Annotated in this window: 22 protein-coding genes; 20 read left to right on the top strand and 2 right to left on the bottom strand. The window is 68.5% G+C overall.

Annotated elements, in window-relative coordinates; translation table 11 throughout:
* Positions 1 to 81: 81 nt before the first annotated feature.
* The 7 genes from FCK90_RS03735 (at position 82) to FCK90_RS03705 (ending at position 8272) form a co-directional block, all read left to right on the top strand.
* Complete coding sequence (locus FCK90_RS03735; RefSeq protein ID WP_220433264.1) at positions 82 to 1245, top strand: PhoH family protein; 1164 nt, start codon at positions 82 to 84, stop codon at positions 1243 to 1245.
* A gap of 7 nt (positions 1246 to 1252) precedes the next feature.
* Positions 1253 to 1768 carry an rRNA maturation RNase YbeY gene (ybeY, locus tag FCK90_RS03730; RefSeq protein ID WP_158032955.1) on the top strand — a complete coding sequence of 172 codons (516 nt, stop codon included), beginning with the start codon at positions 1253 to 1255 and terminating at the stop codon, positions 1766 to 1768.
* 20 nt (positions 1769 to 1788) lie between these two features.
* Positions 1789 to 2820 carry a GTPase Era gene (locus tag FCK90_RS03725; RefSeq protein WP_158032954.1) on the top strand — a complete coding sequence of 344 codons (1032 nt, stop codon included), beginning with the start codon at positions 1789 to 1791 and terminating at the stop codon, positions 2818 to 2820.
* Positions 2821 to 3152: 332 nt separating this feature from the next.
* On the top strand, positions 3153 to 4715 hold the full coding sequence (locus FCK90_RS03720; RefSeq protein WP_246179954.1) for an LCP family protein: 1563 nt from the start codon (positions 3153 to 3155) through the stop codon (positions 4713 to 4715).
* 247 nt (positions 4716 to 4962) lie between these two features.
* Positions 4963 to 6705, top strand: a complete 1743-nt coding sequence (gene leuA / locus FCK90_RS03715; RefSeq protein WP_158032952.1) for a 2-isopropylmalate synthase — start codon at positions 4963 to 4965, stop codon at positions 6703 to 6705.
* 24 nt (positions 6706 to 6729) lie between these two features.
* Positions 6730 to 7485, top strand: a complete 756-nt coding sequence (gene recO, locus FCK90_RS03710) for a DNA repair protein RecO (RefSeq protein ID WP_158032951.1) — start codon at positions 6730 to 6732, stop codon at positions 7483 to 7485.
* 1 nt (position 7486) lies between these two features.
* Positions 7487 to 8272: an isoprenyl transferase gene (locus tag FCK90_RS03705; protein WP_158032950.1), complete on the top strand. Its 786-nt coding sequence runs from the start codon at positions 7487 to 7489 to the stop codon at positions 8270 to 8272.
* A gap of 33 nt (positions 8273 to 8305) precedes the next feature.
* Here FCK90_RS03705 and FCK90_RS03700 read toward each other — a convergent pair whose 3' ends face one another.
* A complete protein-coding gene (locus tag FCK90_RS03700; RefSeq protein ID WP_181954181.1) occupies positions 8306 to 9307 on the bottom strand; it encodes an alpha/beta hydrolase in 1002 nt (333 codons plus the stop codon).
* A 64-nt stretch (positions 9308 to 9371) separates the two neighbouring features.
* Between FCK90_RS03700 and FCK90_RS03695 the strand changes: the two genes are divergently transcribed.
* Positions 9372 to 10457 carry a quinone-dependent dihydroorotate dehydrogenase gene (locus FCK90_RS03695; protein ID WP_158032948.1) on the top strand — a complete coding sequence of 362 codons (1086 nt, stop codon included), beginning with the start codon at positions 9372 to 9374 and terminating at the stop codon, positions 10455 to 10457.
* 10 nt (positions 10458 to 10467) lie between these two features.
* Here the strand turns inward: FCK90_RS03695 and FCK90_RS03690 are convergent, their stop codons facing one another.
* Positions 10468 to 11070, bottom strand: a complete 603-nt coding sequence (locus tag FCK90_RS03690; protein WP_246179952.1) for a DUF3043 domain-containing protein — start codon at positions 11068 to 11070, stop codon at positions 10468 to 10470.
* Between the two features lie 93 nt (positions 11071 to 11163).
* Between FCK90_RS03690 and FCK90_RS03685 the strand changes: the two genes are divergently transcribed.
* The 12 genes from FCK90_RS03685 (at position 11164) to FCK90_RS03630 (ending at position 21726) form a co-directional block, all read left to right on the top strand.
* On the top strand, positions 11164 to 12576 hold the full coding sequence (locus FCK90_RS03685; RefSeq protein WP_158032947.1) for a dipeptidase: 1413 nt from the start codon (positions 11164 to 11166) through the stop codon (positions 12574 to 12576).
* Between the two features lie 118 nt (positions 12577 to 12694).
* The gene (locus FCK90_RS03680; protein ID WP_158032946.1) at positions 12695 to 13063 is read left to right on the top strand and encodes a HesB/IscA family protein; all 369 of its coding nucleotides are present in this window, start codon (positions 12695 to 12697) and stop codon (positions 13061 to 13063) included.
* Between the two features lie 257 nt (positions 13064 to 13320).
* The gene (gene ctaC / locus FCK90_RS03675) at positions 13321 to 14241 is read left to right on the top strand and encodes an aa3-type cytochrome oxidase subunit II (protein ID WP_181954180.1); all 921 of its coding nucleotides are present in this window, start codon (positions 13321 to 13323) and stop codon (positions 14239 to 14241) included.
* Positions 14242 to 14251: 10 nt separating this feature from the next.
* Positions 14252 to 15955 (top strand): aa3-type cytochrome oxidase subunit I, encoded by a 1704-nt coding sequence (ctaD, locus tag FCK90_RS03670; protein ID WP_158032944.1) that lies wholly within the window; start codon positions 14252 to 14254, stop codon positions 15953 to 15955.
* A gap of 7 nt (positions 15956 to 15962) precedes the next feature.
* On the top strand, positions 15963 to 16367 hold the full coding sequence (locus FCK90_RS03665) for a cytochrome c oxidase subunit 4 (RefSeq protein ID WP_158032943.1): 405 nt from the start codon (positions 15963 to 15965) through the stop codon (positions 16365 to 16367).
* Between the two features lie 153 nt (positions 16368 to 16520).
* Positions 16521 to 16784: a phosphoribosyl-ATP diphosphatase gene (locus FCK90_RS03660; protein ID WP_158032942.1), complete on the top strand. Its 264-nt coding sequence runs from the start codon at positions 16521 to 16523 to the stop codon at positions 16782 to 16784.
* Positions 16785 to 16871: 87 nt separating this feature from the next.
* Positions 16872 to 17717 carry an ATP phosphoribosyltransferase gene (gene hisG, locus FCK90_RS03655; RefSeq protein WP_158032941.1) on the top strand — a complete coding sequence of 282 codons (846 nt, stop codon included), beginning with the start codon at positions 16872 to 16874 and terminating at the stop codon, positions 17715 to 17717.
* A 73-nt stretch (positions 17718 to 17790) separates the two neighbouring features.
* The gene (gene hisF / locus FCK90_RS03650) at positions 17791 to 18555 is read left to right on the top strand and encodes an imidazole glycerol phosphate synthase subunit HisF (RefSeq protein WP_158032940.1); all 765 of its coding nucleotides are present in this window, start codon (positions 17791 to 17793) and stop codon (positions 18553 to 18555) included.
* A gap of 123 nt (positions 18556 to 18678) precedes the next feature.
* Positions 18679 to 19041 (top strand): phosphoribosyl-AMP cyclohydrolase, encoded by a 363-nt coding sequence (hisI, locus tag FCK90_RS03645; RefSeq protein ID WP_246179980.1) that lies wholly within the window; start codon positions 18679 to 18681, stop codon positions 19039 to 19041.
* An 89-nt stretch (positions 19042 to 19130) separates the two neighbouring features.
* On the top strand, positions 19131 to 20708 hold the full coding sequence (locus tag FCK90_RS03640; protein WP_158032938.1) for an anthranilate synthase component I: 1578 nt from the start codon (positions 19131 to 19133) through the stop codon (positions 20706 to 20708).
* On the top strand, positions 20705 to 21346 hold the full coding sequence (locus FCK90_RS03635) for a Trp biosynthesis-associated membrane protein (protein WP_158032937.1): 642 nt from the start codon (positions 20705 to 20707) through the stop codon (positions 21344 to 21346). The genes FCK90_RS03640 and FCK90_RS03635 overlap by 4 nt, the downstream gene beginning before the upstream one ends.
* Before the next feature lie 113 nt (positions 21347 to 21459).
* Positions 21460 to 21726, top strand: coding sequence for an HGxxPAAW family protein (locus FCK90_RS03630; protein ID WP_158032936.1), 267 nt, complete (start codon positions 21460 to 21462; stop codon positions 21724 to 21726).
* Positions 21727 to 21882: the final 156 nt, after the last annotated feature.

Raw genomic sequence — 21882 nt, 5'->3', positions numbered from 1 at the left:
CGGAATGTTCTTAGACGGTTGTACGCTGATCACACGGACAGGGATTCACGAAGACCCTGAACCAATGACGACGAACACACCATGAAAGCGAGCGTTGGCCCCGAGGCCGCCACCATGCACGACCCCACGACTGCATCCACCCGTCACCGGGCTGAGAACCGCTCGGCCGCCCAGCGGACCGGCCAGGATCGCGAACGCCACGTGATGACCTTCGCCGACCGGGAGACCATGGTCCGGTGCCTGGGACAGGGTGACGCCGCACTGACCCAGATCGAGCTCGCCCGGCCCGGCACCCGGCTCTTCGCCAAGGACCTCCAGGTCGTGGTCGAGGCCCGGGGCGAGGACGCCGCCGTCGTCGTGGCCCTCCTGGAGGAGCTGCAGGCGCTGGCTCGCAAGGGCACGCTGATCACTCCCCAGGTCATCGCCCAGTTGCTGGGCATCCTGGCCCGGGACGCGGCGGCCCGCCCCTCCGCGGCGCTCAATCAGGACATCCTGTCCTCCCGCGGGCGCACCATCCGTCCCAAGACGGTCAACCAGAAGCTGTACACGGATGCCATCGACCAGAACACCGTGGTCTTCGGCATCGGCCCGGCTGGAACGGGGAAGACCTATCTGGCCATGGCGAAGGCGGTCCAGGCACTGCACGCCAAGGAGGTCTCCCGGATCATCCTGACCCGCCCGGCCGTCGAGGCGGGTGAACGCCTGGGGTTCCTGCCCGGCACGCTGACGGACAAGATCGATCCGTACCTGCGTCCCCTCTACGACGCCCTGCACGACATGCTGGAACCCGAGTCCATCCCCAAGCTCATGGAGGCGGGCACCATCGAGGTCGCCCCGCTGGCCTACATGCGCGGGCGGACGCTGAACGACGCCTTCATCATCCTGGACGAGGCCCAGAACACCACGCCCGAGCAGATGAAGATGTTCCTGACCCGCCTGGGCTTCGGCTCGAAGATCGTGGTGACGGGCGACGTCACCCAGGTGGACCTTCCGGGTGGCACCTCCTCCGGGCTGCGGCAGGTCGAGCACATCCTGCGAGGAGTGGACAACATCGCCTTCCCGACCCTGAACAGCGACGACGTGGTCCGGCATGAGCTGGTGGGCAAGATCGTGGATGCCTACGGGCACTTCGACGCCACCAACCGGCTGCGCAACGAACGCCGGCAGCGCAAGCAGGCCAGGCATGGCGATGCGCCCGGCCAGGCTCCGCAGAAGGATCCCGAACAGACGCAGGAGCGGGGGTGAGACCGGGATGACCGTCGACATCGATATGCAGTACGAACCCCACGAGCTCCCAGAGGAGCAGTCTGGCGACCGCGACGCCTGGGCGGCCTACGACCCGCAACGCCAGCGGGCACTGATCGGCCACTGCTTCACCCGCCTGCACCTGGCCGACTCGGTCGAGCTGTCCATCGCGCTGGTGGACGAGGAGGAGATGGCGCGGCTGCACATGGAGTGGATGGACCTGCCGGGCCCCACGGACGTCCTGTCGTTCCCCATGGACGAGCTCTCGGCCGGGACCGCAGAGACACCGGCGGACGGCACGCTGGGGGACATCGTGCTGTGCCCGCCCGTGGCGGCACGCCAGGCACAGGCCGCCGGTCACTCCACGGAGGACGAGTTCTTCCTCCTCACGGTGCACGGCATCCTGCACCTGCTGGGCCATGACCATGCGGAGGACCAGGAGCGCCAGGTCATGTTCGATCTGCAACGAGACCTGCTCACCAGCTTCCTGGGCCGTCCCGCGCCCACGGAGACCATGCGATGAGCGGCGGAGAGGAGCCCTCCATGGGCACGGAATTCACGGCCGGGAACGACGAGTTCAGGGCCGGGTTCGCGGTACTGGCGGGCCGGCCCAACGCCGGCAAGTCCACTCTGACCAACGCCCTGGTCGGGGAGAAGATCGCCATCACCTCCAACCGGCCGCAGACCACCCGGCACACCATCCGCGGCATCGTCCATCGCCAGGACGGACAGCTCGTCCTGGTCGACACCCCGGGTATCCACCGGCCGCGCACCCTCCTGGGGGAGCGGCTCAACGACCTCGTCTCGGAAACGCTGAGCGAGGTGGACGTCCTGGGAATGTGCATCCCCGCCGACGAGAAGATCGGCCCCGGGGACAGGTACATCGCCGCGCAGCTGGCCCAGGTGCACGGAAGCCCCGTCGTGGCGATCGTGACCAAGACCGACACGGTGGGCCGGCGGGAGCTGACCGAGCAGCTGATCGCCGTCGAGGCCCTGGGCCGGGAGGTCATGGCCGCGGAGTTCGCCGAGACGGAGCGGCGCAAGGGAATCCGCGCGCGGAAGAAGGGACGTTCCTACGAGGCCAGGCCGGTGCCGCCCGACGTCGGCTTCACCGACGTGATCCCGGTCAGCGCCGTCGACGGCTTCCAGGTGAACGAGCTGGCCGCCCTGCTGATCTCGCACATGCCGGTGTCCCCGCCGCTGTATCCGGACGGCGAGCTCACGGACGAGCCCGAGCTGACCATGATCGCCGAACTCGTCCGGGAGGCGGCCCTGGAAAGCGCTCGTGACGAGCTGCCGCATTCCCTGGCGGCGGTGTGCGAGGACATGATCCCCAGGGAAGGCCGCCCGGAGGACGACCCCATGGTGGACGTGCACGTCTCGCTCTACGTGGAGCGGCCGTCGCAGAAGGCCATCGTGATCGGCAAGGGCGGCTCACGGCTGCGCGAGATCGGCTCGACGGCCCGCCGGTCCATCGAGAAGCTCCTGGGCACGAAGGTCTACCTGGACCTCCATGTCAAGGTGGCCAAAGAGTGGCAGCGGGATCCCCGGCAGCTCTCGCGCCTCGGTTTCTAGGCCCGGTGTCCAGTCCTCGGTCCTGCCGATCCTCGGTCCCGTCCCGGCTCCCGGGAGGGGACCGAGGCGGAAGGCCCGCATCGGCGGGATCGCCGTGTGAGTTCCGTCATGCAGAGCCTGCGGGGCACCGGACAATCCGCCGTAATTCACCCCTGGAAACGGAAGACATGGCGTAAATCCCATCCTCCCGATATCCATCCGGCAGCTCTCGGCGATACTCTCAACCGAGTCGACCCGAACCTCAGGGCCGTCCGGGAGGGCCCGGGATCCACCCGGGCAGCCGCCCGATCCGATGTGACCGAACCGCCGCCTACTTCTTTGGAGACCTGCCCGTGAGCACACGCACCCCGAACGGTGAGCGCACCACCTGGGCCGGCACCCGGCAGGCCGGACGCCACTGGAGTGCGAAGGCGGGACGCAGCAGGGCGCTGCGGTGGGCGCTCATCAGCCTCGTACTGGGGCTCGTGGTGGTCGTGGGCATCGGGGGCCTGACGATGTTCCGGCTCCAGCAGAACCTCACCACCAGTCCCCTGAACCTGGGCGGCGAGCAGGTCAGCGACGACGGCCCCACGGACATCCTCATCATGGGCTCCGACACCCGCGTCGGCGAGGGCAACGACCAGTACGGCGAGGTCGAGTTCGGCAACGGCGACGGCCGCACCGACGTCATGATGCTGCTGCACATCTCGGAGAACCGCGAGAACGTCACCGTGGTCTCCTTCCCGCGCGACCTCGTGGTCGACATCCCCGAGTGCACGGACCCGGAGACGGGAGAGGTCTTCGAGCCGATGGAATCGGCCATGCTCAACACGGCCGCGGAGAACGGCGGGCCGGGATGCACCGTGGCCACGATCAACGACTTCACCGGCTTGAGCATCGACCACTTCATGCTCGCCGACTTCAACGCGGTCACCCAGCTGTCCCGCACGGTGGGCGGCGTCGAGGTCTGCGTCAACCAGGAGGTGGACGACCCCAAGTCCGGCCTCAAGCTGCCCGCGGGCGTCTCGACGGTCGAAGGGGAGCAGGCCCTGGCCTTCCTGAGGTCGCGGGCCGCGTTCGGCGACGGCGGAGACGAGTCCCGGATCCGCTCCCAGCAGCAGTTCATGGCCTCCCTCGCCCGGAAGATCAAGGAGGAGGGCACCCTGGGCAACCCGGGCAAGCTCTACGAGATCGCCGACGCGATGACCCGCAACCTCCACGTCGACGACGAACTGGGCAATATCACCCGCATCGTGAGCATCGCGGGCACGATGTCCGGGGTGGACCTGTCCAACGTCGTGTTCGTCACCGCGCCGTCGAAGGTCTATCCCCTGGACCCCAACCGCCTCGAGCTGGACGAGGAGCCCGCCGAGGACCTGTTCCGCACCCTGCAGGAGGACGGCTCCCTGACCGACCCGCAGGGCAACGGCGGGACCCAGTCGCCGGAGCCGGATGCGGGCTCAGCCTCCCCGGAGACCGGTGACCCGGCCGCTCCCTCCGAGGAGCCCGAGGGCGCGGACACGCCCTCCGCCGCCCCGGAGGAGTCGGTCCTGCTGTTCAACCCGTCCGACATCGCGATCGACGTGGTGGACGCCTCGGACACGGAGGGGCGGGCCGCCGATCTGATCGAGGTGCTCTCCGCGGCGGGATACACCCAGGCCGCCGAGGGCGATTCCATCGACCCCCTGCCGGGTACCCAGGTGTTCTACGGACCGGGCTGGCAGTCGGCCGCCCAGCAGGTCGCCGAGGAGCTGGGGATCCCCTCCGCCCAGGTGGTGGCCTCCGGTGACCCCGCCACGGTGGTCCAGCTGGCGATCGGCCAGGACTTCACCTCGGGGGACCGCATGGACCTGGACAACACCGTCCCCGAGGGGTTCTCCGGCCAGACGGCCGAACAGTTCACCTGCCAGCAGTGAACCTCAGACCGTGAGTCGGTCGGCAATGCGGAGCCGAGAGTGGTAACTTGCTCGTATGCGCACAGGCCAGATGCTTCTGCTTAGGTGCCGCAACGGGTCCTGAACCTCGCTCTTTGGGCCGGACTCCCGTTGCGGTGTCTGTGATGCCCGGCCCGTCACGTCCCTCCTCTCAGCGCAGCTTCGGGACATGAAGCTCCTTCTTCGGACGTGACGCCACGTGGGACAGGAAAGAACAGGTCTCGATACCATGCAAAACCGCCAACAGCCCTCTGGCATGCCGATCCACAAGTACCGTCCGTATCACGAGCAGCTGCCCTTCGACATGAGGGACAGGACCTGGCCGGACAAGGTGATCACCTCCGCACCCCGTTGGTGCGCCGTGGATCTGCGCGACGGCAACCAGGCACTGATCGACCCCATGGACTCCGCCAGGAAGCTGCGGATGTTCGAACTCCTGGTGGCCATGGGCTACAAGGAGATCGAGGTCGGCTTCCCCGCCGCCTCGCAGACTGACTTCGATTTCGTCCGGCGCCTGATCGAGGAGGACCGGATTCCCGAGGACGTCTCCATCCAGGTGCTCACCCAGGCGCGCGAGCACCTGATCGAACGGACCTTCGAGGCCATCGACGGCGCGAAGCAGGCCATCGTGCACCTGTACAACTCCACCTCGGTGCTGCAGCGCAGGGTGGTCTTCCGCGAGGACGAGGACGGCATCGTCGACATCGCGCTGACCGGCGCTCGGCTGTGCCTGAAGTACGAGGAGCAGCTCAAGAACACCGCGGTCACCTACGAGTACTCCCCGGAGTCCTACACCGAAACCGAGCTCGAGTTCGCCGCCCGTATCGCCAATGAGGTGGCGGAGACCTTCGAGATCGGCGGGGACCGGGAGATGATCCTGAACCTGCCCGCCACGGTCGAGATGGCCACGCCCAACGTGTACGCGGACTCCATCGAGTGGATGACCCGCAACCTCTACAACCGGGATGCGACGATCCTGTCCCTGCACCCCCACAACGATCGCGGCACCGGCGTGGCGGCGGCCGAGCTGGGGTACCTGGCCGGGGCGGACCGGATCGAGGGCTGCCTGTTCGGCAACGGCGAGCGGACCGGCAACGTCGACCTGGTGACCCTGGGCCTGAACCTGCTGACCCAGGGCGTCGACCCGCAGATCGATTTCTCCTCCATCGACGAGATCCGCCGCACCGTCGAGCATTGCAACCAGCTGCCGGTGCCCGAGCGCTCCCCGTACGGCGGCGATCTGGTGTTCACCGCCTTCTCCGGTTCGCACCAGGACGCCATCAAGAAGGGTTTCGAGGCCATGGCCGACGACGCCCGGGACCAGGGCGTCTCCACGGAGGACCTCGAATGGGCGGTACCGTACCTGCCCATCGACCCCAAGGACCTGGGCCGCAGCTACGAGGCCGTGATCCGGGTGAACTCGCAGTCCGGCAAGGGCGGCGTGGCCTACCTGCTCAAGACCGATCACGGCCTGGATCTGCCGCGGCGCGCGCAGATCGAGTTCTCCGGCGTCGTGCAGAAGCACACGGAGACCACGGGCACCGAGATCTCGGGGGAGCGCCTGTGGGGCATCTTCCAGGACGAGTACCTGCCCGCGGGCAGTACCGGGACCCGCTGGGGCCGCTACCTCATCACCAGCATCCGCACCACCTCGGAGGCGGACGGCGATACCCGGCTGGACATCGGGCTCGAGGTCGACGGCCGTCAGGTGGAGCGGACCGGCACCGGCAACGGGCCCATCGACGCCATGATCCAGGTCTTCCAGGAGGTGGGCATCGACCTGCGGCTGCTGGACTACAGCGAGCACACGCTCTCCGCGGCAGCCGATGCCCACGCGGCCTCCTACGTCGAGCTGGCGGTCGGGGAACGCATCCTGTGGGGCGCTGGAATCGACTCCTCGACCACTCGGTCGTCGCTCAAGGCCATCGTGTCGGCCGTCAACCGCGCCGTCCGCGACTCCCAGCTGGTCTGAGGCCCGGAAGCGGTCGTCCCGTCCATGCCTCGTGCCACCTCCTTCGCCTCCAGGTCCTACCGGGACACCGGGGTGGTGCTGCGCACCTACCCGCTGGGGGAGGCGGACCGGATCGTGGTGCTGCTCACCCGTGAGCACGGGCAGGTTCGGGCCGTGGCCAAGGGCGTGAGGAGAACCACCTCGCGCTTCGGGTCACGGCTCGAACCCTTCAACGTCTCCGACCTGCAGCTGGTCCACGGCCGCAACCTGGACATCGTCTCCCAGGTCGTCGGCAGGAAGGGCTGGGCCTCGCCGATCGCCGCCGCGTACGACAAGTTCACCGCCGCCGCCGCGATGGTGGAGGCCGCCGAACGCATCACGGCCGACGACGACGGCGAGGCCCGCCAGCACTATCTGCTGCTCACCGGCGCGCTGTCGGCGATGGCGCGCGGACTGCACGAGCCGGCGGCCGTCCTCGACTCCTATCTCCTGCGCGCGATCTCGCTGGCGGGGTGGGCGCCGTCGTTCACGGACTGCGCCCGGTGCGGCGCGCCGGGTCCTCACGATGCGTTCAGCGCGGACCTGGGCGGCGTCGTGTGCGGGAACTGCCGACCGCCGGGCGCCTTGGCACCGGGGCCGGAGACCCTCGACCACCTGTCAGCGCTGCTGACGGGGGACTGGTCCCGCGTGGACGGCGCCGCTCCCCGGGTCCGGCGTGCGGCCGCCGGAGTCGTGACCTCCTACATCCAGTTCCACCTGGAGAAGTCCCTTCGGTCCCTGCACCTGGTTGAGAGGAATTGACGTGGCCCGCTTCACCGCGCCCCCACCGCATCCCACGGGGGCTACCCCGCCTTCGATCCCGCCCGCCTTCGTACCGCGGCACGTCGCGGTCGTCATGGACGGCAACGGACGATGGGCCAACGAGCGCGGGCTCTCCCGCAACGAGGGGCACCGAGCGGGCGAGCGGGCGCTCGTCGACGTGGTGGCTGGTGCGATCGAGATGGGCATCCCGTACGTCTCCGCCTACGCGTTCTCCACGGAGAACTGGAAGCGATCGCCGTCGGAGGTCAGCTTCATCATGAACTTCACGGCCGAGGTCATGCAGCGGCAACTGGCCACGTTCCACGAATGGGGCGTGCGGATCCGGTGGGCCGGGCGCAGGCCGAGGCTGTGGCGCTCCGTGATCGACCGGCTGGAGACGGCGGAACGGGAGACCCGGGATCACGACGTCACCACGCTGACCATGTGCGTCAACTACGGGGGCCGTGCCGAGATAGCCGACGCCGCCGCGGCCATCGCCCGTGACGCCGCAGCGGGGCTGCTCAACCCCAAGAAGGTCGACGAGACCACCGTGCGGTCCTACCTGGACGAACCGGATCTGCCGGACGTCGATCTCTTCCTGCGCTCGTCCGGTGAGCAGAGGATCTCGAACTTCCTGCTGTGGCAGTCCGCATATGCGGAGATGGTCTTCCAGGACGTGCTGTGGCCGGACGTCGATCGGCTCACGCTGTGGGCCGCCGTGGAGGATTACGCCAGGAGGGACCGGCGCTACGGCGCCGCAGTGGACAAGCCCCAGCGCAAGGCGTGAGGAACGGCCCGCCGGCAACCGGCGGGCCGGAGGTCACCCCAGATCCAGCTCGCCCAGCCATTGCTGCAGATCCCGGAAGGCCTGCTCCCGGATCGGCGTCGCCGAGCGGTGCACGTCGTGGATCGCCCCGTCGTAGGAGATGACCTTCGGCGCGGGATGGAGGACGGTGCTGCGCCGCCGGATGGCCTTGACGTCCAGGACGCTGTCGCGGGCGTGCTTGCGCTCGTCCCACCAGGGCAGCAGCAGGCTGCGCTTGGAGGTCTGGACCAGCACGGGCGCCCCTACGTCGCGCCCGTCGGCGTGGAGGTCCAGGAGCCGCTCCCTGGCCTGCGCGGTGGAGGTGAGCAGGCTGGGGGTGATGGGAAACGAACGTTCGGGCCGCCATCGGGGATCGACCTCCCACACGCCGTCGCGGGTCGAGGACAGCGTGCGGTGGTAGTGCGTGTTGGCGCGGACCGGCAACCTCCGGTCGTGGAACCGCTCGGGGAGCAGCCCGGCCGCGGCCAGGACCAGCCGGTCGATCCAAGGGAAGCCGTGCGGGGCGATCCACGGCGTCGCCAGCCCCAGGCCCGCCACCTGCCCCGGGTGCTCCATCAGCAGCAGCGACATGGTCAGGCTGCCCGTGGAATGCGCCAGGACCACGAGATGACGGGGATCGACGGCGGCGCCGTCGGCCATCATGACCTCGCGGGCCGCCTGGAAGTCCGGCCAGTATTCGCGCAGATCGGTGGCCAGTCCGGGGATGTGGCCGGAGGCCAGGACCTCGTCCGTGAGGTTGCGTCCGTAGCCGTGGAGGTCCAGCGCGTAGAAACGGAACCCGGCGGCCGTCACCGTCCGGGCGAGCTCGGGATTGGCGAAGTAGTCGGACCAGCCGTGGACGTAGAGCACGGTGCCCCGGGTAGCCGGCCCGCGACCGGGTTCGTAGCGCACCAGCGTGGCGGAGGTGTGCTCGCCCCGGCCCGCGACGGCGAAGGACGAGGCGCTGAAGGACGGCCCCAGGACATCCGGGCCCCACGACACTATCCCAGAGACCATGTCACCGTCCTCCTGAGCACCCTTCTGCACGGTCTTCACCGGTCCGGCATGGAAGACTTGCCCCATGCGCCTCTACCCTACGTTCTTCAAAGTGTGCTTCTCGTGGATGGACCCGGAACAGGCCCACCGCGTCGGTTTCCTGGGGGTCAAGGCCTGCCGGAAGTCCGGCGTCTCGCGGGTGCTCCGCCTCTTCACCCGGCCCGCGTCCCAGCAGGCGGTCGAGGTCATGGGACTCTCCTTCCCCTCCCGGTTCGGCCTGGCGGCGGGCTTCGACAAGGGCGCCACCGGAGTCGCCGCCCTGGCCGACCTCGGTTTCGGCCACGTCGAGATCGGGACGGTGACCGGACGGGCGCAGCCCGGCAACCCCAAGCCCCGCCTGTTCCGCCTGGTGGAGGACAAGGCCGTGATCAACCGGATGGGCTTCAACAACGACGGCGCCGCGGCCGTCGCACCGCGGGTCTCCCGCGCCCTGGAGTCGTTCCGGAATGACTGGGCGGGCAGGACCCGGCCGATCATCGGGGTGAACATCGGCAAGACCAAGGCGGTCGCGCTCGAGGACGCGGTGGAGGACTACCGGATCTCCACCCGGGAGCTGGCTCCCGTGGCGGACTACATGGTCGTCAACGTGTCCTCCCCGAACACCCCCGGCCTGCGGGAGCTGCAGGCCGTGGAGTCCCTGCGCCCGATCCTGACCGCGGTGCGTGAGGAATCCACCGCCGCCGCCGGGAAGAGGGTTCCGCTCCTGGTCAAGATCGCCCCGGACCTGGCGGACGAGGACGTCACCGCCGTCGCCGACCTCTGCCTGGAACTGGGGCTCGACGGGATCGTGGCGACGAACACCACCATCGCCCGCGACGGGCTGGGCCTGCTGTCGGATCCCGGTACGGTGGCCGCCTGCGGGGCCGGCGGGCTGTCGGGGGAGCCGCTGCGGCACCGTTGCCTGGAGGTGATCCGTCACCTGCGCGGGCACGTGGGGGAGAGGCTGACCCTCATCGGCGTCGGCGGCGTGACCACGGCCCAGGACGCCGAGGACACCCTCGCCGCGGGGGCCGACCTGGTCCAGGGATATACCGCGTTCCTGTACGAGGGCCCTCTCTGGGCGGCTCGTATCGTCAGAGGCCTGCGCTCCCTGCGGATGGGCAGGCCCTGACGGATCCGGGTCAGGACGGGCGCTGGCCCCTGCGGACCCGGGGCCGCGGCATACGCGTCGAACGCCAGTTGATGCTGCGGGTCAGCGCGTAGAACCCGGAGCCGGACTGAACGGTCCCGAACTTGTTGCGGACGGCGCGCTTGAGGCCCGTGACCATCAGCAGGGAGTCGAGCACGACCATGACCAGCAGGGCGTAGAAGGCGGCCATGCCGATCTCCTGCAGGCCGGTGGGGATCAGCATGAAGACCAGCGCGAGGATGGCGATCGGCATGAGCATCTCGGCCATGCAGAAACGGGCGTCGACCCAGTCGCGGATGAAGGCGCGCTGGGCGCCCCGGTCGCGCTGGGGCAGGTAGCGCTCGTCCCCCGAGGCCATCCGGCGCTGGGCGTACAGGCGGTCCTCACGACGGGCCTGACGCTCGTTGACCTTGGCGGCCTTACGATCCTTGGGCACGAGGGGCTGGTGGCGAGCGGCCTCCTGCTGCCGCCGGCTGGGTGTCGGACGGCCCTTGCTCTCGGTCACACCGCGCCTGCCGTGGGCGTCATCGGCCTCGGCTGCGGGATTCTCGGCGGGCTCGGGATCGGCTTCAGTCTTCTTATTACGTCCAAACACCCGCCCAAGAATACCGGAGAGCGACCCCGCCCGGCACCGCACGCGCGGAACAACGGGCAGCGATCACCGGGGGACGTTGCCTAAGCTCGGGATATGACCCACAACGAATCTCCTTCCGGGCAGGCCGACGGCCCCTCGACCGATACCCCCGACGTGGCGGTCTTCAGGAAAGTCAACGACGATCTGTTCGGTCGCGTCCTGGAAGACCTCAAGGAACTGGTGGCCATCCCCGGCATCGCGTGGGAGGCCTTCGACCCCGCCGATCTGATGCGCAGCGCCCAGGCCGTCGAGTCCCTGCTCGCCGCCGAGGGCTTCGACTCCGTGGAGATCCTGCCGGCCGACGGCGCCGATCTCCACCCGGCGGTCATCGCCCACCGCGCGGCGGCGCCCGGTAGGCCCACGGTGCTGCTGTACGCGCATCACGACGTCCAGCCTCCCGGAGACCTCGGGGCCTGGCATTCGGATCCGTTCTCCGCCGTCGAACGGGACGGGCGCCTGTACGGGCGCGGAGCCGCGGACGACAAGGCAGGGGTGATGGCCCATGTCGGGGCCGTCCGCGTGCTGCGGGAGGTGCTCGGCGACGACCACGGGCTCGGGATCACCGTCTTCGTCGAGGGCGAGGAAGAGGCCGGTTCCCCGCATTTCGAGCAGTTCCTGGACCGGCACCGCCATGAACTCGCGGCGGACGCCATCATCATCGCCGATTCCTCCAACTGGGAGGTGGGAGCACCCACGCTGACCACCGGGCTGCGAGGGGTCGTCGGCGCCGAGGTCACGGTACGGGCGCTCGACCACGCCCTGCACTCCGGTGTCTACGGCGGGCCGGTCCTGGACGCCAACACCTTGCTCGCCCGACTGATCGCGACCCTGCACGACGACGACGGCGCGGTGGCCGTCGAAGGCCTGGACCATGCGGACGAGCCCGGGATCGACTATCCGGAGGACCGCTTCCGGGCGGACGCGGGCATGCTGGACGGCGTGCGCCTCGCGGGGCGGGGGAGCGTCACCTCCAGGCTATGGAGCCAGCCTGCGCTGGCCGTGACCGGCATCGACTCGACCGCGGTGGCGGTGGCCTCCAATACGATCGCACCCGCTGCCCGCGCCAAGGTGTCGCTGCGCATCGCACCCGGACAGGATCCCGCGGCGGCCGCACGGGCCCTGGCCGACCACCTCACCTCGCACGCGCCGTTCGGCGCCCGGGTGGATGTCGAGATCCACGAGCTGGGGCAGCCGTTCAGCACCGACACCGGATCGCCGGCGGCGCAGGACCTCATCCGCGCCCTCGGCCAGGCATGGGGCACGGAGGTCCTCCAGGCGGGCATGGGCGGCTCGATCCCGTTCACCGCTTCGCTGAAGGAGGCGTATCCGCAGGCGGCGATCCTGATCACCGGGGTGGAGGATCCCGACACCCGGGCGCACGGGATCGACGAGTCGTTGCACATCGAGGACTTCCGGAGGGTGATCCTCGCCGAGGCGCTGTGGCTGGCCAGCAGGGCACGGGCGTAGGCTGGACCGAACCGGGGAACACAGCCGGAATGAAATCCACGGTTGCGTGGTTGCACCGTTACGAGCCCAGGACGGGCGCTGAGATCGTGCCCGCCGCACGTATGGAGGAGATCAACGCATGAGCGTCACCACCGAGAACGTCACCACCGAGGGCCTGCCGGTCCACGGTGTCAACCTCACGGACGTTGCCGCCCAGAAGGTCAGCGCCCTGCTGGAGCAGGAGGGCCGCACCGACCTCCGCCTGCGGGTGGCCGTGCAGCCCGGAGGCTGCTCGGGGCTGATCTATCAGCTCTACTTCGACGAGCGCGTCCTGGACGGGGACGCCGTCAAGGGCTTCGACGGGGTCGAGGTCATCGTGGACAAGATGTCGGTGCCCTATCTGGAGGGCTCGACCATCGACTTCGAGGACACGATCCAGAAGCAGGGCTTCTCGATCGACAACCCCAACGCACAGGGTTCCTGCGCGTGCGGTGACTCCTTCCACTGAGCACGCCTCCGCCGAAGCGGCACGTCAAGGCCCCGCGCACTCGCACGAGTGCGCGGGGCCTTGCTCTGTCCGCGACCGCCCGCGGCGGGCGTCCCGGACACGGGGCAGCCCGGTCTCCGGGACGCGGACACACTGACTGACACAGTGTCAGCACAGCGCCAGTGCAGGGGGTAAGCTCATGGGGAAACAGCATGCCTCGGCCGGAGTCGTCCCATATCTCCGTGCCTGGCGCACCACCAAAAGAGGAAGGGCCGTCTGTGAGTTCGCATCCCCGAACCGACAGCCGTCGCACCAGGGCGCTGAAGCTATCCGGCCTCGGAGCTATTGCAGTCCTAGCCCTGACGGGCTGTAGTCAGGAAGTCCGCAACGGCTGGATGCCGATCGGGGATTCCGCCCCCACCGACAACGCTCAGCAGATCATGGATCTGTGGGTCGGTTCCTGGGTCGCCGCCCTGGTCGTGGGCCTCGTGGCCTGGGGCCTCATGCTCTGGTGCATGGTGGCCTACCGCCGTCGCAAGAACGAGGTCGGCTACCCCCGGCAGGTGGCCTATCACCTGCCCCTGGAGATCTTCTACACGATCGTCCCGATCGCCCTGGTCGTCTCCCTGTTCTTCTTCTCCGAGCGGGCGCTGACCCAGATCATCCCCCGGCACGAGAACCCCGATGTCACCATCCAGGTCATCGGCAAGCAGTGGGCCTGGGACTTCAACTACGTCGATGACGACGTCTACTACTCCGGTACGCAGGCGCACCTCAACACCGACGGCGCCGAAGGCGTCGAGGAGACCCTGCCGACCCTCTACCTGCCCGTCGACAGCGACGTCGAGGTGGAGCTCTCCTCGCGCGACGTCATCCACTCCTTCTGGGTCCCGGCCTTCCTCGAGAAGATCGACATGATCCCGAACCGCACCAACCACATGAGCTTCCACACCGAACGCGAGGGCACGTTCCAGGGCAAGTGCGCGGAGCTGTGCGGCGAGTACCACTCCGAAATGCTCTTCAACGTCGAGGTCGTCTCCCAGGCCGAGTACGACAGCCAGATGCAGCAGCTGCGCGACCAGGGCAACTCGGGTCAGCTCGGTTCCGAGTACGGGCGCAACGTGAACGAGGAACCGGAGGGTGCCATCATGCGCGACAACCCTGTCGGCTCGAGCTACGACAGCTACAACGAAAACTAAGGGGCTGAAGATGTCTACTTTCGAGTACTCAGCCGATGAGTCCGCAGCCGTCGCGCCCCGCGTGGTGCCGCGCTCCAAGGGTCGGATCATCGTCAACTGGCTGACCTCAACCGACCACAAGACCATCGGGTACATGTACCTGATCGCGGCCTTCGTGTTCTTCTGCGTCGGCGGCGTCATGGCGCTGCTGATCCGTGCCGAGCTCTTCGCTCCCGGGATGCAGATCCTGGAGACCAAGGAGCAGTACAACCAGCTGTTCACCATGCACGGCACGATCATGCTGCTGATGTTCGGCACCCCGTTCTTCGTGGGCCTGGCCAACGTCATCGTCCCGTTGCAGATCGGCGCGCCCGACGTCGCCTTCCCGCGCCTGAACGCCGTGGCCTTCTGGTTCTTCCTGTTCGGCTCCCTGGTGGCCATCGCAGGTTTCATCACCCCGCAGGGCGCGGCCTCGTTCGGCTGGTTCGCCTATGCGCCGCTGAACTCCACGACGTTCTCGCCAGGGGTGGGTGGTGACCTATGGGTCTTCGGCCTGGCCCTGCAGGGCTTCGGCACCATCATGGGCGGCGTCAACTTCATCACCACCATCCTGTGCATGCGCGCCCCGGGCATGACCATGTGGCGTATGCCGGTGTTCGTGTGGACCACTCTGGTGACCGCGCTGCTGGTCATCATGATCTTTCCCCCGCTGGCAGCGGCGCTGTTCGCCCTGGGGATGGACCGGCGGCTCGGCGGGCATATCTTCGACGCCGAAGCCGGTGGGGCGATCCTCTGGCAGCACCTGTTCTGGTTCTTCGGCCACCCGGAGGTCTACGTCCTCGCCCTGCCGTTCTTCGGGATTATCTCGGAGATCCTGCCGGTCTTCTCGCGTAAGCCGCTGTTCGGCTACAAGGGCCTGGTCTTCGCGACCATCGCGATCGCCGCTCTGTCCGTGACCGTGTGGGCCCACCACATGTACGTCACCGGCTCGGTGCTGCTCGGGTTCTTCTCGTTCATGACGATGATGATCGCCGTCCCGACGGGTGTGAAGTTCTTCAACTGGATCGGCACGATGTGGCAGGGGTCGCTCACGTTCGAGACCCCCATGCTCTGGGTGCTCGGCTTCATGTTCACCTTCCTCTTCGGCGGTGTCACCGGCGTGATCCTGGCCACCCCGCCGCTGGACTTCCACGTCTCCGACTCCTACTTCGTGGTCGCGCACTTCCACTACGTGCTCTTCGGCACCGTGGTCTTCGGGATGTTCGCCGCGCTGTACTTCTGGTGGCCCAAGTTCACCGGCAAGATGCTCAACGAGCGCATCGGCAAGGTCCACTTCTGGATCCTGTTCGTCGGCTTCCACACGACCTTCCTGATCCAGCACTGGCTGGGCGTGATCGGCATGCCGCGGCGTTACGCCGATTACATGCCCGAGGACGGCTTCGCGTGGATGAACGAGGTCTCCACTATCGGGGCGATGCTCCTGGCGGTGTCGATGATCCCGTGGTTCTGGAACGTCTACACCACGCACAAGAACGCGCCGAAGGTGGAGGTCGACGATCCCTGGGGCTTCGGCGGATCGCTCGAGTGGGCGACCTCCTGCCCGCCGCCGCGCCACAACTTCGTCTCCCTGCCGCGGATCCGCTCGGAGCGGCCGGCACTGGATCTCCACCACCCTGAGCTGGCCCAGGGCTCGCCTCAGCGGTCCATTAACACCCACGCTGGCACGAAGGGCTGATGTATCGATGAAGGCAACTATCCATACGCTCTGGATCGTCGGCGTGTTCGCGCTCGGTGCTGGCGTCGTTTATGGGTTCGTCACCGGTTTCAATGAATTGGCCGGGTTCCCCGCTCTCCTTGCTACCGGCGCCATGTGCTTCATGTTGGCCATCTACCTGATGCTGGTCCTGCGGTCCACCAAGGCCATCCTGCCGGAGGACGACCTCTCCGGTGAGATCTCCCAGGCGGCCGGCGACTACGGGCACTTCTCGCCGTGGAGCTGGTGGCCCCTGCTGATCGGCGGAGCCTGCACCATCCTGGTGCTGGGCCTTGCGATCGACTGGTGGATCGTCGGCCTGGCGGTTCCGTTCGCGATCGTCGGACTGCTCGGTCTGGTCTACGAGTACAGCACCGGTGATCACGCGCACTGAGCTGCAGCAGTCTTAGAAGTCCCCGCCGGCCCACGGGCCGGCGGGGACTTCTCTTTTCAGGGCGAGTCCCTTCGGGCGGTGGCGGGCCGGCGGATGCCATGCGGGCCAAGGGCGAGTTTCCGGGACGTCGTCCCGGGCGGCTAAGGTTGGGCCGTGAAAACTTTCGAACAGCTCTTTGCCGAGGTCACCCAGAAGGCCCAGGAACGCCCCGAGGGCTCGGGCACGGTGGCCGAGCTGGATCGCGGCGTTCACGGTATCGGCAAGAAGGTGGTCGAGGAAGCCGCGGAGGTCTGGATGGCCTGCGAGTACGAGACCCAGGACGAGGCGGCCGAGGAGATCTCCCAGCTGCTCTACCACCTGCAGGTGATGATGGTGGCCAAGGGGCTGAGCCTCGAAGACGTGTACAAGCATCTGTGACCGGGCCGGCGGCGCGATCGTGAGCCGCCGTGACCCTGACCCCGGACACCGTACGACCACTGAACCCACAGAGGAAAAGGAATCTCCATGCTGCGCGTCGCCGTTCCGAACAAGGGCGCCCTGTCCGAAGCCGCCGCATCGATGCTGCGGGAGGCCGGGTACCGGCAGCGCCGCGACTCACGGGAACTGGTGCTGATCGACCCCGAGAACCAGGTCGAGTTCTTCTACCTGCGTCCGCGCGACATCGCGGTCTACGTCGGCGGGGACGTGCTCGACGTCGGGATCACGGGACGGGACCTGCTGCTGGACTCCGGGGCGCACGCGGATGAGGACCTCGCCCTGGACTTCGCCCGCTCGACCTTCCGATTCGCCGGCCCCGCCGGGCAGTTCGGCCGGCTCGAGGATCTCTCGGGGAAGCGCATCGCCACGAGCTATGCGGAATTGCTGCGCACCTACCTCCGTGAGCGCGAGATCGAGGCGGAGGTCGTCCGCCTGGACGGTGCCGTGGAGTCCTCCATCCGACTGGGGGTGGCCGATGCGATCGCCGATGTGGTGGAGACGGGCAACACGCTGCGCGCGGCCGGGCTCGAAGTATTCGGTGAGCCGATCATGAAGTCGGAGGCGCTGCTGATCCGCTCGCGCCACGAGGTCGAGCCGGAGGGACTCGCAGTGCTGCGCCGCCGCCTTCAGGGTGTCCTGGTGGCACGGCAGTACGTGATGATCGACTACGACGTCGCCGAGGAGGACCTGGCCGCCACGACCGCCATCACCCCGGGGATGCAAGGACCGACCATCTCTCCGCTGGGCCACGGCAGTTCCATGGCCGTTCGCGCGATGGTGCTGCGCGCGGACACCAACAAGGTGATGGACGCCCTGTACGCCGCCGGCGCGCGTGCCATCCTGGTCTCGCCCATCCACGCGGCGCGCATCTGACCTCAACCACGCGGGACGTGCCCGGAACGGGCGCCGAGCCGCTGTCCCGCCCCGATCGAGAGGATCGATTCCCGTGACCGTTGCAGTGCGCGTGATCCCCTGCCTGGATGTCGACGCCGGGCGCGTGGTCAAGGGCGTGAACTTCGAGAACCTCCGCGACGCCGGGGACCCGGTCGAGCTCGCGGAGCGGTACAACCGGGCCGGGGCGGACGAGCTGACCTTCCTCGACGTCACGGCCTCCTCCTCCGCACGGGCCACCATGTTCGACGTGGTGGCGCGCACGGCGGAGCAGGTGTTCATCCCGCTCACGGTGGGTGGCGGCGTCCGCACGGTCGAGGATGTGGACCGTCTCCTGAGGTGCGGGGCGGACAAGACCTCCATCAACACGGCGGCCATCGCCCGGCCCGAGGTGATCGACGAGATCACCCGGCGGTTCGGCAACCAGGTCCTCGTGCTCTCCTGCGACGCCAAACGCACCGGATCCACCCCCTCGGGGTTCGAGGTGACGACGCACGGCGGTCGCCGCTCGACCGGGATCGACGCCGTGGAATGGGCCGCCGAGGCGGAGGCCCGGGGCGTGGGGGAGATCCTGCTGAACTCGATGGACGCCGACGGGACGAAGGCCGGCTTCGATCTCGAGATGATCCGCGAGGTACGCGCGGCCACCACCGTCCCCCTGATCGCCTCCGGCGGCGCCGGGGAGCCGGCGCACTTCCCCCCGGCCGTGGCCGCCGGAGCGGATGCGGTGCTCGCCGCCTCGGTGTTCCACTTCGGGCCCGTCGGAGCCATCGCAGAGGTCAAGGCCGCGTTGCGCGCCGAGGGACACCCGGTCCGATGAGCGGGCGCGGGGAGCCTGCCGACGCGCCTATAGTGTCCCGTGATGCCTGAACAACCCTCACCGAGTTCACCCGGTCGGCAGCCCGAGACCGGACACCTCACCGCGGCGGGCGAGTCCGCCTCCATGCTGGACCCGCGGATCGCCGAGCGGCTCAAACGCGACGACCAGGGCCTGGTCGCCGCGATCATCCAGGAGCAGGTCACCGGCGAGGTGCTCATGCTCGGCTGGATGGACGACGAAGCCCTGCGCCGGACCCTGAGCACAGGACGTGTCACCTTCTGGTCCCGGTCCCGCGGCGAGTATTGGCGCAAGGGGGACACCTCCGGGCACCGGCAGTACGTGAAATCCGTCGCTCTGGACTGCGACGGCGATGCCCTGCTGGTCGAGGTCGAACAGGTCGGAGCCGCCTGCCATCGCAACACCCGGACGTGCTTCGACGGCGGCCGGCTGCCGGCCGTGGTCGGAAGCGCCCCGACCGGGACCTGACCCGCGGCCCGATGCCCCCGCGATGACGGGGCACCGTCACGGCAGGCACCCGTCCCTCACCCGTCCGTCGAAATCTCAGGAGAGCGCACATGGAGCAGCTGGGCACGATCACCCCCTCGCTGGAGGAGTTCAGGCAACTGGCCGCATCCCACCGGGTGGTCCCGGTGCGGACCACGGTCCTCGCGGACGCCATGACCCCCATCGGGATCTACCGCACCCTGGTCATGCGCCCTGACGGGACCGCGCCCGCCGGGACCTTCCTGCTCGAGTCCGCGGCCCAGGGGATCTGGTCGCGCTGGTCGTGGGTCGGGGTCAGCTCCCGGGCCACCCTGACCAGCAAGGCCGACGAGGCGCACTGGATCGGGCAGCCGCCTGCGGGTGTGCCCACCGAAGGCAGCCCCGTCGACGTCCTGCAGGCGACCATGGAGCTGCTGCACACCTCCCGGTTCACGGACGCCCCGCCGCTGACCTCCGGAATGGTCGGTTTCGTGGGCTGGGAGGCCGTGCGCCACTGGGAGCGACTGCCCAATCCTCCTGAGGACGACCTCCGGATCCCCATGCTCGCCATGAATCTGGTGTCCGACATGGCCGTGCACGACAACCAGAACGGGACCGTGACCCTGGTCGCCAACGCCATCAACACGGACGGCACCGACGAGCGGGTTGACGAGGCCTATGCCGACGCGGTCGAGCGCGTGCACGCGATGCTGGAGAAGCTGTCCTCGCCGGCCGGCCAGGTCAGCGTGCTCCGGGACACCGGCCGGGGGGATGCGGACGGGACCGGGGACCTGGAGGCGGTCGTCGACCAGTCCTGGGACCGGCAGATCTTCATCGACTCGATCAACGAGGCCAAGCAGGCCATCGTGGACGGCGAGATCTTCCAGGTGGTGATCTCCAGGCGCTTCGAGACGCCTTGCGAAGCCGGGGCGCTGGACGTCTACCGGACGCTGCGCCGCATCAACCCGAGCCCGTACATGTACCTGTACTCCTTCGAGGACGCCACCGGGCGCGACTACCAGGTGGTCGGCTCCTCCCCGGAGGCACTGGTGACGGTGACCGACCGGGAGGTGGTCACCCACCCCATCGCCGGTTCCCGCCCGCGCGGCGCGACTCCCGCCGAGGACCTGGTGATGGAGAAGGACCTGCTGGCGGACGAGAAGGAGCGCGCCGAGCACCTGATGCTCGTGGACCTCTCCCGGAACGATCTGTCCAAGGTCTGCGTCCCGGGTTCGGTGGATGTCACCGAGTTCATGGAGGTCGAGCGCTTCAGCCACATCATGCACCTGTGCTCGAACGTCGTGGGCCAGATGCGCCGCGGCACCAGCGCCTACGACGTCCTAGCTGCGACCTTCCCGGCGGGCACGCTCTCGGGTGCGCCCAAGCCGAGGGCATTGCAGCTGCTCGACGAGTACGAGCCGTTCCGGCGCGCCATCTACGGCGGGGTGGTCGGTTATATGGACTTCGCCGGGGACATGGACATGGCCATCGCCATCCGGACCGCCCTGCTGGTCGACGGCAAGGCCTACGTGCAGGCGGGCGGGGGGATCGTGGCGGACTCGGTGCCCGAGACCGAGGCCACGGAATCCCTCAACAAGGCGACGGCGCCCATGAGGGCGGCTCTCACCGCGACGAGACTGCGCGGACTGGAGAAAGGGGAGCGCCTATGACCGCCTGGCATTCCAAGTCGCGGCTGATCGTGGTGGGCCTGCTCCTGGCAGCGCTCCTGTTCGGTACCGCCTCCATGGTCTGGTTCCAGGTGACCGTCCCCAGCCCCGTCCAGGAGATCCAGGTCGAGGTGCGCGGCACCGACGCCACGCCAGCCGTCCCGGCGCTGGCGCTCGTGAGCGCTGCCGCGGCACTCGCCCTGACCATCGCGGGTCCGAGGCTGCGCTGGGTCGTGGCCGGCGCGCTGACGGCTGCGGCCGTCGGGGCCGTGTTCTCCGTGGTCTCCGCCGTCGCCGACCCTGAGCGCTCAGCGGCCTCCACGGTCGGGGAGACCGCCGGCATCATCGGCTCGCAGAGCCAGCACTCGATCACGGTATGGCCGTGGCTGAGCCTCGCCATGGCGGTGCTGCTGGCCCTGGCGGGAGCGTGGATCCTCGTGGCCATGCGTTCGTGGAGCACTACGGGCGTCACGAAGTACCGGCGCGAACGGGACGCGGGAGCCGCCGCGGTCCAGGGAGCTTCCGGCGCGGAAGCCGTGGACGGAGGCACCGGGGCGGTGCACGACCCGGACGCCGCTCGGCGCGATGGGATCGACACCTGGGACGCGTTGAGCGAGGGCGAGGACCCCACGGGGCGTTGAGTCCGCCGCACAGTCCGCTCAATGGCACAATGGGACGAAGAGCGGCGCCACGGACACGCACCACGAGCGCACCCGCACAGAACCACCGCACAATTCCATGGGAGACCGAGTAGATGTCGAACCAGAATGAGATCGTCCTGGACCACACCGGTTACGTCGGCCACGGCAGTACTCCGGCTGCCTGGGCCTGCATCGCGATTATGACGGTGGGCGTCCTGGTCGCCGTCGTGGGCTTCACCATCAGCGTGATGCCGATGCTGTGGGTCGGGGTCGCAATCGTCGTCGTGGGCCTGGTGGTCGGCTACATCATGAAGAAGATGGGTCTCGGCTACGAAGGCGAGGCCAAGCGCGCCGCGGAGAACGGCGGCCCCGCGCACTGATCGCTGTACGGCGGGGAAGCGGCAACGCGGGCTGAGGCCCGCGTGCGCCGTGAGTCCGCCGGGGCGTCGAGGCAACTGCAACCGGGGTTCGCGCAGAACCCACCGCAATGACCAGTCCCTCGCGCGGGACTGGTCATTTGTCTGACGGGCCTGGAC

Origin of the sequence: Kocuria coralli (assembly GCF_008831305.1) — a bacterium.
Lineage (GTDB): Bacteria > Actinomycetota > Actinomycetes > Actinomycetales > Micrococcaceae > Kocuria > Kocuria coralli.
The sequence above is the reverse complement of the archived record's forward strand: the minus strand, read 5'-3'. Positions and strand labels throughout refer to the sequence as shown.

Excerpts from the sequence above, each read along its gene's own strand:
- FCK90_RS03665 (WP_158032943.1), top strand. The coding sequence starts at position 15,963 with ATGAAGGCAACTATCCATACGCTCTGGATCGTCGGCGTGTTCGCGCTC.
- FCK90_RS03680 (WP_158032946.1), top strand. The coding sequence starts at position 12,695 with ATGAGCGTCACCACCGAGAACGTCACCACCGAGGGCCTGCCGGTCCAC.
- ybeY (WP_158032955.1), top strand. The coding sequence starts at position 1,253 with ATGACCGTCGACATCGATATGCAGTACGAACCCCACGAGCTCCCAGAG.
- recO (WP_158032951.1), top strand. The coding sequence starts at position 6,730 with ATGCCTCGTGCCACCTCCTTCGCCTCCAGGTCCTACCGGGACACCGGG.
- ctaD (WP_158032944.1), top strand. The coding sequence starts at position 14,252 with ATGTCTACTTTCGAGTACTCAGCCGATGAGTCCGCAGCCGTCGCGCCC.
- FCK90_RS03735 (WP_220433264.1), top strand. The coding sequence starts at position 82 with ATGAAAGCGAGCGTTGGCCCCGAGGCCGCCACCATGCACGACCCCACG.
- FCK90_RS03640 (WP_158032938.1), top strand. The coding sequence starts at position 19,131 with ATGGAGCAGCTGGGCACGATCACCCCCTCGCTGGAGGAGTTCAGGCAA.
- FCK90_RS03725 (WP_158032954.1), top strand. The coding sequence starts at position 1,789 with ATGGGCACGGAATTCACGGCCGGGAACGACGAGTTCAGGGCCGGGTTC.
- FCK90_RS03695 (WP_158032948.1), top strand. The coding sequence starts at position 9,372 with ATGCGCCTCTACCCTACGTTCTTCAAAGTGTGCTTCTCGTGGATGGAC.
- FCK90_RS03635 (WP_158032937.1), top strand. The coding sequence starts at position 20,705 with ATGACCGCCTGGCATTCCAAGTCGCGGCTGATCGTGGTGGGCCTGCTC.
- hisI (WP_246179980.1), top strand. The coding sequence starts at position 18,679 with ATGCTGGACCCGCGGATCGCCGAGCGGCTCAAACGCGACGACCAGGGC.
- FCK90_RS03685 (WP_158032947.1), top strand. The coding sequence starts at position 11,164 with ATGACCCACAACGAATCTCCTTCCGGGCAGGCCGACGGCCCCTCGACC.
- FCK90_RS03700 (WP_181954181.1), bottom strand. The coding sequence starts at position 9,307 with ATGGTCTCTGGGATAGTGTCGTGGGGCCCGGATGTCCTGGGGCCGTCC.
- leuA (WP_158032952.1), top strand. The coding sequence starts at position 4,963 with ATGCAAAACCGCCAACAGCCCTCTGGCATGCCGATCCACAAGTACCGT.
- FCK90_RS03630 (WP_158032936.1), top strand. The coding sequence starts at position 21,460 with ATGTCGAACCAGAATGAGATCGTCCTGGACCACACCGGTTACGTCGGC.
- hisG (WP_158032941.1), top strand. The coding sequence starts at position 16,872 with ATGCTGCGCGTCGCCGTTCCGAACAAGGGCGCCCTGTCCGAAGCCGCC.